At 57.7% G+C, this 12,039-nt stretch carries 11 protein-coding genes and 1 pseudogene; 9 read left to right on the top strand and 3 right to left on the bottom strand.

The features are described from left to right. The 6 genes and pseudogenes from J5289_RS19795 to J5289_RS19775 form a co-directional block, all read left to right on the top strand. Complete coding sequence (locus tag J5289_RS19795) at window positions 1-1,005, top strand: C-terminal binding protein (protein ID WP_209185988.1); 1,005 nt, start codon at window positions 1-3, stop codon at window positions 1,003-1,005. Between the two features lie 130 nt (window positions 1,006-1,135). Then, window positions 1,136-1,336, top strand: coding sequence for a type II toxin-antitoxin system VapB family antitoxin (locus tag J5289_RS19790; RefSeq protein ID WP_142831764.1), 201 nt, complete (start codon window positions 1,136-1,138; stop codon window positions 1,334-1,336). 23 nt (window positions 1,337-1,359) lie between these two features. Beyond that, the gene (locus tag J5289_RS29355; protein ID WP_257625532.1) at window positions 1,360-1,716 is read left to right on the top strand and encodes a type II toxin-antitoxin system VapC family toxin; all 357 of its coding nucleotides are present in this window, start codon (window positions 1,360-1,362) and stop codon (window positions 1,714-1,716) included. A gap of 269 nt (window positions 1,717-1,985) precedes the next feature. After that, a complete protein-coding gene (locus J5289_RS19785; RefSeq protein WP_209185941.1) occupies window positions 1,986-3,059 on the top strand; it encodes an ATP-dependent endonuclease in 1,074 nt (357 codons plus the stop codon). Further along, window positions 3,043-3,786, top strand: coding sequence for a hypothetical protein (locus J5289_RS19780; protein WP_209185940.1), 744 nt, complete (start codon window positions 3,043-3,045; stop codon window positions 3,784-3,786). Before J5289_RS19785 ends, J5289_RS19780 begins: the two co-directional genes overlap by 17 nt. A 544-nt stretch (window positions 3,787-4,330) precedes the next feature. Beyond that, a pseudogene (locus J5289_RS19775) lies at window positions 4,331-4,804 on the top strand (FCD domain-containing protein); the annotation flags it as partial. Window positions 4,805-4,926: 122 nt separating this feature from the next. Here J5289_RS19775 and J5289_RS19770 read toward each other — a convergent pair. The 3 genes from J5289_RS19770 to J5289_RS19760 form a co-directional block, all read right to left on the bottom strand. Further along, a complete protein-coding gene (locus tag J5289_RS19770; RefSeq protein WP_209185939.1) occupies window positions 4,927-6,804 on the bottom strand; it encodes an ABC transporter ATP-binding protein/permease in 1,878 nt (625 codons plus the stop codon). Window positions 6,805-6,878: 74 nt separating this feature from the next. Then, entirely contained in the window at window positions 6,879-7,385 is a 507-nt protein-coding gene (locus J5289_RS19765; RefSeq protein ID WP_142832248.1) for an RES family NAD+ phosphorylase, read from the bottom strand. After that, window positions 7,382-7,867: an antitoxin Xre/MbcA/ParS toxin-binding domain-containing protein gene (locus J5289_RS19760; protein ID WP_142832247.1), complete on the bottom strand. Its 486-nt coding sequence runs from the start codon at window positions 7,865-7,867 to the stop codon at window positions 7,382-7,384. Before J5289_RS19760 ends, J5289_RS19765 begins: the two co-directional genes overlap by 4 nt. Before the next feature lie 359 nt (window positions 7,868-8,226). Here J5289_RS19760 and J5289_RS19755 point away from each other — a divergent pair, with 359 nt between their 5' ends. The 3 genes from J5289_RS19755 (at window position 8,227) to J5289_RS19745 (ending at window position 11,919) form a co-directional block, all read left to right on the top strand. Then, window positions 8,227-10,194, top strand: coding sequence for a methyl-accepting chemotaxis protein (locus tag J5289_RS19755; protein ID WP_209185938.1), 1,968 nt, complete (start codon window positions 8,227-8,229; stop codon window positions 10,192-10,194). Then, a complete protein-coding gene (locus J5289_RS19750; RefSeq protein WP_209185937.1) occupies window positions 10,194-10,664 on the top strand; it encodes a chemotaxis protein CheW in 471 nt (156 codons plus the stop codon). The genes J5289_RS19755 and J5289_RS19750 overlap by 1 nt, the downstream gene beginning before the upstream one ends. 328 nt (window positions 10,665-10,992) lie before the next feature. Further along, on the top strand, window positions 10,993-11,919 hold the full coding sequence (locus tag J5289_RS19745) for a LysR family transcriptional regulator (protein WP_142832245.1): 927 nt from the start codon (window positions 10,993-10,995) through the stop codon (window positions 11,917-11,919). Window positions 11,920-12,039 lie beyond the last annotated feature (120 nt).

Here is a 12,039-nt window from a genome sequence, read left to right as displayed (position 1 = left end):
ATGGGACAGCTGAAGAAATATGTAGTTGGAATTACCGACCACATGATCGGCGCGCCCGATCTTGAGGCGGAGGTCCTGGGAAGCGATGTCGAAATCGATTTCTTCGGCACCACCGACGAGATGCTTTTCGATCCGAACCGTCTGGCCAGGCTGGACGCTCTGATGGTCTGGGGCGCGCGATTGGGTACCCGAAGTATTGCCCATCTGGCGCGCTGCCGAGGCGTCGTGCGCTACGGCGTCGGCTATGAAAAGATCGATCTTTCGGCTTTGGACAGTGCCGGCATCCCCTTCGCGAACAATCCCGACTATGGCACCGAGGAAGTCGCTGACCATGCGATCGCCATGATCATGTCCCTGCACAGGCGGCTATGGGAGCATGATGCCCGCGCTCGCGGCTATACGTCCGGATGGCAAATCCACAGCCTGACACCTCTTTCGCGCTCGAATGAGGCCACCGTGGGTGTCGTAGGGGTAGGGCGAATAGGCACCGCGGTCGTCAATCGACTGAAGCCATTTGGCTTTCGGGTCCTTGGCTACGATCCCGGCCAGGCGCCCGGTCATGAGAAGGCGGTCGGGTACCAGCGCGCCCAAAGACTGGATGATCTGCTGGCGCAATCCGATATCGTTACGCTCCATTGTCCCACGACAACAGAGACGCGCGGCATGCTAGATGCCGACGGGCTTGCCCGGCTCAAGCCGGGGGCAATTCTGGTCAATACGGCCCGGGGCGAACTGCTTGATGACTTCGACGCGCTTGAAGCGTCGCTCAAAAGCGGCCGCCTAAGAGCGGCAGCGATCGACACGCTGGTGCAGGAACCGCCTCGCGACCATCCGCTGCTGTCGGCGTGGCGCAACCGTGAAGACTGGCTCGCGGGACGCTTGGTGATAACGCCGCACAAGGCTTTCTATTCAGACCATGCCGCCATCGAGATGCGACACAACGCAGCGCAAACTGTCAAATTGTTGCTTGAAAATGGGAAACTTCGAAATCAAGTAACGGACTAATGCGGCTCGCATCCAGATGGCTCGCGCTTGAAGGGATCCGGATTTAAGGCCCTGGATTATCGCGCTAGTGAGGCATGGATTTTAGCACCAAATGGTGCTAATTATCCGGTTCGAAGATAGGAGTCAGAGCATGCGATCCACTATCAATCTCGATGATAACCTCATGGAACAGGCGAGGTCCCTGACTGGAACAAAGGAAACAGCCGCACTTGTCCGCCAGGCCTTGGAGACACTTGTGCGGGTCGAATCCGGAAAGCGTCTCGCTGCTCTCGGGGGTACCATGCCAGATGCAGAGGCAGCCCCTCGCCGCCGGAGCGAAGCGGCGAAGTGATATTGGTAGACACCTCGATCTGAATTGATCATTTCCGCCATGGTGACGTGGAGTTGCGCAAAGTTATCGCGGACGACCGGCTACTCTGTCACCCCGTCGTTGTCGGAGAATTGGCGCTCGGCAGTCTTCGCGACCGTGGGGCCGTCATGGCGTTTTTTTCGGCGCAGAGAGAGGCACTAGTCGCTAGCCATTACGAAGTAATAACGATGATCGGTCGGCACTCGATTTTCAGCATGGGGATCGGGTACACGGATGCACATTTGCTGGCTTCGATACTGCTCGATAGGCGATCGTTGCTATGGACCAGAGACAAGCGTTTAGCTGCCGCGGCACGAAAAGCGGGTGCCTCACTGTATGCACCCACGAGCGCGCCAAACTAAAATTCGGAAGGATGGCATCCGAATACGTACGCCTTGAAGGGATCTGAACCAACGACCCTGTTATTTGAATAGAGCTAACGCGCTGAGATGCCACAGCGGGGAAAGTCGTTTGACTTAAGGGAGAAAGGCTGATTTTGGGGCCGAGAGTTGACTGTCCGGTTTTAAGCGACTGGACTGCGAAATCTGCCGTTCTACTATTGATACTATTGCGATCGTAAATCATCTCTGCGACGAGCGCTAAAGGCAGACTTCGATCCCGAGAGGTTCCCGTGTCCGACGAACCCGTAGTACGTACCCATTCGACCGCCCCTGCCGCTCCGACCACGGACGTCGCGATCCCGCTCGACGTCATAACGGGAAAGTCCGGCGGCACGGTCACGATCCGCTCCGGCATCACCACCCTTGTCGGGCCCAACGGCAGCGGCAAGACGCGGGCGTTACGGTCCATCCAAAAGGCGCTTCGAAGTCGCGGCGCGGAGGCCGCCCATGTCCGTTTTCTACCCACAGGTCGCACCGGACCGGTCGAGCGGTACCGAGCGGCCACCGATTCACCTGGGGTGGGATCAAGTGCAGGCGAGGCGTTTTACGGACACGTAAGCTATCGTCCCAATTGGCACCAAATCGAGAGCGTTGTTGGCGACGTGATGAACCTCGAGCAGCGCGCGGATTTGCGGATCAAGGTCGAAATGCGGCTGCAACAGCTCTTCGAACGGGGAATCGACTTCCAGTGGAATCAGAATGGGCTCGCGATGTCCTTCACCGCCATGTCCGACAGCGCTCGCTATCAGTCCGGGCTCGAGGCAAGCGGGATCACCCAGCTCGTTTCGCTGCTTGCCGCGATCTACGATGACACGATCGGAACTCTCATCATCGACGAGCCCGAAATCTCGCTTCATCCCCAGCTCCAGGCGTTCATTCTCGAGGAGATGGAAACGATCGCCGGCGACTGGGTCGATTCTGGCAAAAAGCGGATCGTCATCTCGACCCACTCCCCGTCGTTCCTGCTCCTTAGTTCGCTCGCCGACCTTTCCGGCATCGTCTTTTTCGGCGGCAATGCCGATTGCCGCCAGATTCATCCCGCCGACGGCCTGCTTCAATCGTCGAAGCTTAAGGAATTCGTCGCGCGGATCAGCCTGTCTCATCGGCAGGCGCTTTTCGCCGAGCGCATCCTGCTCGTCGAAGGGCCAAGCGACGAGATCGTCGCGGCACGCACCGCCCGGCGTCTCGGCCTTAAAATCGAGGCGCGCAACACCCAGATTCTCCCCGCACTCGGCAAGGGCGAGTTTCGCGAGGCAAGGAAGCTCTTTACGGCAATTTGGTATGCGAGTGACTGTACTTGCTGATCTCGATGCACTCGCCGACGACAACCGCATTGTGAACGACTTCAGCGCAGCGGACGGCGCGAATGCGATCGCAAACGCTATGGGCCATCCCTCGCTTATCGACCTCGACGGCAAACTGCGGTACGAACTCGCCGGGCTGATCGCCGAGAACACCGCGACGATTGACGCGGCGGTCGGGGTGTATCCCTACTGGTCGGACAAGCAGGACCCAGATGTAAAGCGTCGGCGCTGTACGCTCGCCTTGCTCCTGACTGACCCCTCCACATTTACTGGTGAGCTTGGGGTCAAGTTGACGGCGCTGGCCACTCGCTACCGCGTGCTGCTCGACGGGCTCGAACGGCTCGGCTGCTTCTTTCTCCGCCGTGGCGCGATCGAGAACTACTACGCCGACACCTCTACCGGAACACGCAAGCCCGCACGCGCGAGCGCCGAGGCCGATCGCCTAGGCACGATGACGCCCGCGCAGTTGACGGACGAGTATCCCGAACTCGTCCGCGCGCTGCACCCGGATGCGACATTGATGAGAGCGTACTCCTACGCGGCAAGCTGGTGGCGGCGCTGGGCGCCATTTTCCAGTCTATGGAACCTGGCTCGAGCGATGCTCAGATCGAAACCATGGCGATCTCAGTCCCACCGGCAATCGAAGGACTTTTCACCTTTCACAACGCTTCGAGTGTCAACCAGCCTGCGGTGCGCGTCGAACTCCGTTCGAAGATTTTCAACCTGACCGGATTTCCCCTGACGGTTGCGAGGAAGGACAACCTCAACGAAGCGGTCGGACAGATCCAACCCGGCTGATCGTCCGCTCAGTGGCGCTCCTTCTTCATCTCGTGGCCATAGATCGCTCCCAAGCCAAGTTGTTCAAGGTGACGTAGTTGCCGGTTACTGGCGGAGGACAGATGAAACGGGAATAGAAAACCTTATTGCGGTCCACGCTCGGCCAAGTGAACGGCAGCCCTTGGGAAGAGGTAGCACCCACCCGAACGACGGAGATGAAGGCGCAAAGCTGCCATCGGCAACAGCCCTTGTTGAGCAAAAGGTGGAACCAAGATTTCAGGTCTTGAACCAGTTCGAACCACCGACCCGTCAATTCTGAGCACCGAGAACAAGGCCAGCGAGTTGGTAGTTGCATACGCAGCTCAGCGGGGCGTGGCATTAATTACCGGTTCGCGGGTGTCGGAAGTTCTGCCAACACAACTGCTTGCAGTAAAATCTATAAAGCGGCGGACCGCAGCAACGACCCGCTCGTCGAACAGAATGGCAGCTGACCAGAGCCGAGTATCGAGCAGGCAAAAAGCCTGTTCGAGGCACGCCGCAAGATCGAGGGGATGCTGCTTGATTTCGTGGTGGAGCGGACGACGGACGAGCAGCTCGATGCACTGCAGAGGCTGACGGATGAGGAAGAGCACATCCATCATCATGGCGATGAGAAATCCAAGACCGTGCTGTCCGGCAAGTTCCACATCGCCTTGGCGGAAATCGCCGGCAATGCAGTCCTGACCGAGATGCTGGCAAAGATTGTCGCGCGTCTCTCGCTGGTCATGGCCCTTTACGAGGAAGACCGGAAGGACGATTGCGGCGCGGACCATCACCGCATAATCGTGGCGGCGGTCAAGGCCAAGGACGCCGCAAAAGCGAAGCAACTGATGGACTGCCATCTCGCCGACATCGAGGGACGCGTTAAACTGACAGAGGGACAGGGCGACCGGCATACGTTTCTGGCGGTGCTTGAACACTTCTCCTGAGCTATGTCTTTAGCGTTGGTTCTGATGACCTGCTGCAAATTGCTGAAGTCGACGACCTGCCAAAAATGCAAGTGCCCCAAAATATCAACATAGAATGCTTATGGTGATGCCGTGTGAACTCGTCAAATTTTCCGCCTCCTCCCCTGTCGCGCGAGAAGGTTTGATATTACGTACCTTTTGCGGGCAAACGGAGCCAGATCAACATCGCTAACAAGCCGAGCCCCCCCTTCCCGTTTTTCCAGAGTGATTTTACGGCTGTGGAACGCCTCTAGTTCCACCCTGTGGGCCACGCTTAGCACAGTAGCATTCGGCAGTTCATCGATCATCATCTGCATCATCTTGTCCTGCGTTTTCTCATCCAACGCCGACGTTGCCTCATCAAGGACGATGATATCAGGTTTATTCAGGAGAAGACGGGCGAACGCCAGCCTCTGTTTTTCACCGCCTGAAAGGGTGTGATCCCACGGTGCTTCTTCCTCAATCTTCTCACTCAGGTGACCAAGGCCAACCTTCTCCAAGGCAGAATTAATGTCATCAGCCGTCCAGTTGTCTGCAGCTTTGGGATAGGCAACAGCCCTACGAAGGGTTCCCGATGGGATATAGGGCTTCTGCGGGAGCATGAAAAATTCCCTATTGTCGCGGAATCTGACGCTCCCCCCGCCCCAAGGCCACAGACCAGCGATGGCCCGAACAAGGGTACTCTTGCCGGAGCCGGACTCTCCAGACACGAGAACGCGTTCACCTGGCTCTATCTCGACCTGGGTTTCCTTCACCACAGCGGTACCGTCCCCGAGGGATACCGAAAGATCATTCAGGCTAAGCATCGTGTCGCCTTGCGTCTGTCCGCGCTTGATCCGTCCAACATCTTCACTCTGCTCAGCCTGCTCAAGTCCGTCCAGGGAGACCATTAATGAGGCCACTCGACGGGCGCAGGCATTCCAATCGGCAAGCCGTGGGTAGTTATCGACCAACCAGCCGAAAGCACCTTGGACGATGGTAAATGCTGACGCCGCCTGCATGACCTGCCCGAGAGACATGCTGCCGTCCAGAAACTTCGGCGCGCATAGCAAAACGGGCACGACTGGCGCAATCAACATCGACCCTTGCGAGACAAGGGTTGTGCGCATGTGTTGGCGCGCAAGCTGTCGCCATTGCTCTCGAACATTTTTGAAAGTGCGGTCCAGATCGTTGCGCTCTTCCTCCTCGCCACCGAGAAGGGCAATGCTCTCGCCATTTTCCCGAACGCGGGTCAGAGTGTAGCGAAACTCCGCTTCGATCTGGTTTTTTGCCTCTGAGACTTTTACGAAATTTCGACCGATAAACGCGATCGAACTGGATGTAATTGTCGCGTAAACGACTGCGGCAATGACCAGGAACCCCGGGATAGTGACGTAGGCGCCGAACAGCGGGAGCGTCAACGCCCCGCCGATCGACCAAAGAACGACGATGAAGGTCGATGCTGAGACAAAGGCCGAAATCACACCGGCTGTAAAATCCACCGGCGCTTCGGTTGCAATACGCAAATCTTCCGAAATGCGGGCTTCAGGGTTCTGATGATCCCCGCCAATAAGGTTGAGCTGGTAGTATCGTCCATTGGTGAGCCACCGTGCAACGAGCGATTTTGTCAGCCAGGAACGCCAGCGGCGCTGCATCAGCATACGCCCATAGACTTGGACGGTAACTAGAAAGACACTTCCAATCACAAGTGGAGGGAACAAGGCGCCCAAGGAATAGACCTGGCCGGCATTGCGCTGCTCGATCGCATCAAAAAGTTTCCGGTTCCAAACGTTAATCCCGTATTGAAATGCGACATTGAAGCCAATGAGAGAAAGAAGTGCAATCGAGCAAAACCATGCGAGCCTGTCGCCATCACGGCCCCAATAGCCGCGCGCACTGCGCCAAAAACGCTTGAGGAGATAAGCGCGACGCGCCTGTTCGGCTTGTTCAGGCGTCAGTTCCACCGACGGTTTCGGCTCGTCGGGCAATGCGGCTTCTATCATAGATACTCCAAGTGAATTTGCGTGCTGTATAGCGCAAATGATGCCAGGGCGAGAGTGTTTCAGGCCAAAAATGATTATGCTGAGGGTGGGTGTAGCCTCGTGTCGAGCGCGAACGCCTCTTGAAATTTCGGCTCATAATAGCCCGTGGCAAAGGTTGCCACGAAAATAAAGTTCCAACTATGAGAGGAGACTGCGCTTGGGATGGCGACAAATCGGTGCCGTTGCAAAAGATCGTCGCCAAATGCTTGTTGACCGGCGCTTGGAATACCCGGCCGGAGCCAATTTGGATTCGGAATGTCAGCGGGCTCAACAACGTGAACCGCGGAGACGTCTGTGACAACGGCACCCGTAAGGACATGTGGGACGGTATCGAGCGCTCGAAATCCCTTATGAACTGCAACCTCGAGGATTGCGGTAGCTGGGTCGATGGAACAGTATACCGCACGAATGCCCCTACTATTCCACCGGCCACCAACCCGGTATGCGCCTTCGCCGCTGTCCCACGTCGATGCGAACGCCGCCTGATCGAGCCGCCATGCGATTAGCTCGGAGCCTCCAAGCGAGATGGGCAAAAACGTCATGCATAGACGCCGTATTCTAACCGCTGGAGATAGTCCTCGACAAGCTCAACACCGGCGGGCGTCCCCAAAAGGTCGATCGGGCAACGCTGGTCCAGCCCGATTGCCGGACGCTCAAGCCATTGCTCGGCCTCTCCCTGGGTTCCCAGGAGATCAGTCGCCTTTGCCAGTATTTCAGCAAACTTCCATGCCCGTCCGCTTTGTTCCTGGCTGAGCGGCTTTGAAGGCGCATCCTTGCGCCGTTGCCAAGTCCGCAAACTCATGCCGACGGCCTTCTCAAGGGATTGGCTTTTGCCGATAAAGACCAAGTTCCCTACTAGGTGATCGACCGCCGATGCGGGCAAACCGTGGAGCAACAGCTCATGGGCATCCAGCGCGCTGGTTAGGCGTCGCGATAAAACACGCGTTCCGCCGAGTAGGGCCGACACCTTTTGCAGTGCTCCACTTGCTCCATCTTGAATACCCCCTTGGGCCACAATAACCATAGTGCGTCTCCTGCGTCAGATGTCGCGCACAATGTGACAGTTGTCGCATTGCTTTTCAATAGGTTTGAATCGGCGGGGCAATTGCAAATGCGCTTGATCAGATCTGGCCTCTGTCTGCGCGTCCACTTCTGCAGCTACACTCGGGGCGCATGTTTCGCTTTCCTCTGCCATTGCTCTTTCCATATCGGTATAGATTTTGTCGAGGGCGAGACAGCGGACGTCAATTTCACACACGCGCATTTTGCAGCTTTGTATCGTCTCCGTACATTCGCTGTTAAGCACCGGTACAAGGCATCGGGAACCAGATCCACACTCGAGACTTTTGGGTCCGAAAATTAAACCCCCGCTGGATCACGTCTATGAAAAACATACCAATCGTTGGAAAATTCTTAACTATCATGGCGCTGTTCGGCGTCTTTGCGCTTGGAGTTGCAGGCTACGCCGGAACGCGTATTCTAAGCATCGATACGTCCTACAGCAATCTTCTCTCCAACGACGCAGCCGCAGCAATCGCGCTCGCCAGGGCGAACCGTACTCTTCAAGGCGCGCGCACTGCCATTGCCGAACTGACCATCGCGCGCACCGACGCGGATACCGCGAGTTCTGCCAAGGAACTTGAGGCTTCGCGCGCCGTCTTCGCAAAGTTCATGGATGCCGCAATCGCCGGGGCTCCACAGCGCTCCGATCTTGGCGCCATAAAAGCGGAAGGCCTGCGCATTCTCGACACGACTTGCGCGAACACCATCGCGCTTGGCAACGCCAGCCGCTCGGACGAAAGTGCTGCGCGCGCGCAGAAGACTTTCATCGATGAATGCCAGTCGTCGTTCCGCGCCATCACCCCGAAATTCTCGCAGATCGTAGAGGAGGTCAACAAGGGCGCCAACGACAAGAGCGATGAGTTGACTATTGACTCCTACCACACGGCAACGGTGACCGTCGGCGGCATTATCGCCGGTCTTTTGATCGTGCTCGCAATCGGCTTTGTTGCAATCCGTTCTTGGCTGGTCAAGCCTATCCGCGGCATTGCAGACACGATGCAGCGTCTCGCCGATGGCGATCTTAGCGTCGATGTGGCTGGAACGGACCGCAAGGATGAAGTCGGCAGCATGGCTAAGGCCGTCCAGGTCTTCAAGGAAAATGGCCTGCGCTCCCGCGAGCTTGAGCAGGAGGCAGTCAGCATTCGCAACGCCAGCGAGGCGGAACGGGCCCGTGTCGCTGATCTCGACCGCAAGCGGGCAGAAGAGATGGCCGAAGCCACATCCGGCCTGGCAGACGGCTTGAAGCACCTGTCGAACGGAGATCTCAACTTTCGCCTCGGCACGCCCTTCGCCTCTGACTTTGAAAGCCTGCGCGGAGATTTTAACGCAGCCGTCGTACAACTCTCGGAAACCTTAGGCGCCGTTGCCGAAGCCACAGGCGCGATCGATAGCGGATCGCGTGAAATCAGCCAGGCCGCCGAGGATCTCTCCAAGCGGACCGAGCAGCAGGCAGCTTCCCTGGAGGAGACGGCCGCAGCGCTCGACCAGATCACCACGAACGTGGCGAACTCTTCCAAGCGTGCCGAAGAAGCCCGTCACGTGGCGAAAGAGGCCAACCAGTCTGCCCGTCAGTCTGGTGAGGTGGTTTCGAATGCTGTGGACGCCATGCAGCGCATCGAACAGTCGTCGAGCCGGATCTCGAACATCATCGGCGTGATCGACGAAATCGCCTTCCAGACCAACCTTCTGGCGTTGAATGCCGGCGTCGAGGCGGCGCGGGCCGGTGAAGCGGGCAAAGGATTTGCGGTTGTCGCCCAGGAAGTGCGTGAACTGGCGCAACGCTCGGCCCAGGCAGCTAAGGAAATCAAGGAACTGATCCGCAACTCGGCTGGCGAAGTCAGCAACGGTGTGACGCTGGTGCGCGCGACCGGTGATGCTCTGAAGGCGATCGAAGGCCACGTCGTCACCATCAATGTCCAGCTGGATGCCATTGCCCTGTCATCGCGAGAACAGTCTGTCGGTCTCTCCGAGGTCAATATCGCGGTCAACCAGATGGACCAAGTGACCCAGCAGAATGCGGCGATGGTCGAGCAATCGACTGCCGCAAGCTCGTCACTGGCGTCAGAAGCCGTTCGCCTACGCCATCTGATATCGCAGTTTCAGATCGGTTCCGCGCAGGGCAATTCAGGCAATGGCCTCGGGAAGGCCGCTCGGACCCAAAGCAAGCCGACTGTCGTCGGCGAACAGCACAGGCCGGTTGCCTCGCCAGCACGGCGGATGGTGGCGCAAGTCGTCCGGGCCGTGAGTCAGCAGGCGGCCGCAAAGGCCGACAACTGGGAGGAGTTCTGATGCCGAATAATTCAGCCAATCCCGCATCTCTCGAGATCCTTGCCTTTCGGCTGCACGGACAGGAGTTCTGCGTCAGGACAACGTCGATCCGCGAAATTCGCGGATGGGCACCTGTGACGCCGCTGCCTCAGGCGCCAGACGAGGGCGTCGGCGTGATCAACCTCAGGGGAACCGTCATTCCCATCGTTGAGCTTGCCATCAAGCTGGGCATGGACGGTACCCAGGCGAACGAGCGCAGCGCCATTGTCGTTGCTGAGGTCAGCAACGGTGTTGTTGGCCTGTTGGTGGATGCCGTGTCAGACATTCTCACCGTACCCGCCGACCTTCTGCAGCCAGTTCCTCCTGCCACTGATATTGGTGCCGACTATTCCGATGGCATCATCGTCCAGGGCGCAGACATGGTTTGTTTTTTAAATCTCGACCGGATGTTTGTGCGGGATAAGCCCGAACAGTGGTCGGTGGCCGCCTGATACATAGCTTTATGGTACAGGGTCGAGGTTGCGTCTGCACGCCAGCCTCGACCCCATTCGTGAACGGTACCGCGCATCTTGCGCAAACGAAATTGAGAACGGGGCATATAATATTAGCATGCTATAAATCTTAGCGTCTAACTAAAAACGACGCCAACACAACTGGTGGAGGTCGCCTTGGACTGTGTTAAATTGCATAAGTCGCTTGAAGAAAAGATCTAAAAGCTGGTACGTAAGCGACACTGTCATAATTGATAACCTTCAGGTTCCCGCCCCAACGAGCACCGGAAACGCCGCGGGCATTTGCCGATATTGAGGGGTTCTTGCGATGGCGTCTGTCACATTGGCTCAGATGCGAGCCGTCGATGCGTTGGCTCGCACCGGAAGTTTTTCACGCGCTGCTGCGGCGGTGGGTGTCAGTCAGCCCACGGTTTCAACGCAAGTTCAGGCTTTTCAGGATCTCTGCAGCTCACGTATTTTCATCCGTGAAGGTCACGCGATACGGGTCACTCCGGATGGGGAGGCGCTTCTTGCGAAAATCCGAGTTGCGCTTAATTGCGTCGATGAGGTCGATCGGGCCCTTGGTGACAGCGGTCGCCTGGTCGGTGGACAGTTGTCGATCGGCTTCAGCGCCCACAGGCTGATCATGCCGGCACTGGCCACCTTCGTGCAGGCCTTTCCGAAGATGCGGCTGAGTACGCGTGGCGGACCATCGCTGGAACTTGCCGCTGCGGTCTTCAAAGGCGAGCTGGATGTTGCCTCGGTCTCGCAAGCGGGCCCCGATCCGCGCTTTGAAAATCTGGAACTCCGCCGGTGCGGCATCGTCATCTATGGGAAAAAGGGCCATCCGCTGCTCTCAACCGGCACGATTGCCGTTTCCGATCTGCACAGGCAGGACATGATCCTGTGGAACCGTGCGTCCGGTACCCGAATGAAGGTAGAAGCGCTGGCAGCCCAACATGGCGTTATCCTCAAGCCCGTGGTCGAGGTGGCAACGCTCGACGTCGCCTATGCGGCGGCAGCAGCAGGCATGGGTCTCGCCGTGGCGATCGAAGGGGAGGTGTCACAGGACGAGTATATCGACATCGCCCTCCTGTCCGACGCCGCGGCCAATATCGGCCACTATATCATCGCGCTGCCGAGTTGCACGGATCACCTAGCAATCGCCGCCTTTCTCAAGATTGCCGCCCAGCATCGTTTCGTCGCATCCGGCGCAACGCCCCGTGCGCAGGAGCGCGCACGCCCGAAACTGTGAAGGCGTGCGTGGTAGCGGCGCTCAATAGACACAAACGGGAATGATATAATTATAGGTTATATCTATATATATTGCTCATTATTAAAACTGTCACATAATCTGGCTAGCGTGGGTGCACTG

Source organism: Rhizobium sp. B230/85 (assembly GCF_019355735.1).
GTDB classification, from domain to species: domain Bacteria; phylum Pseudomonadota; class Alphaproteobacteria; order Rhizobiales; family Rhizobiaceae; genus Rhizobium; species Rhizobium rhododendri.
Note: the sequence above shows the minus strand (reverse complement) of the source record. Positions and strands in the feature narration are given on the sequence as shown.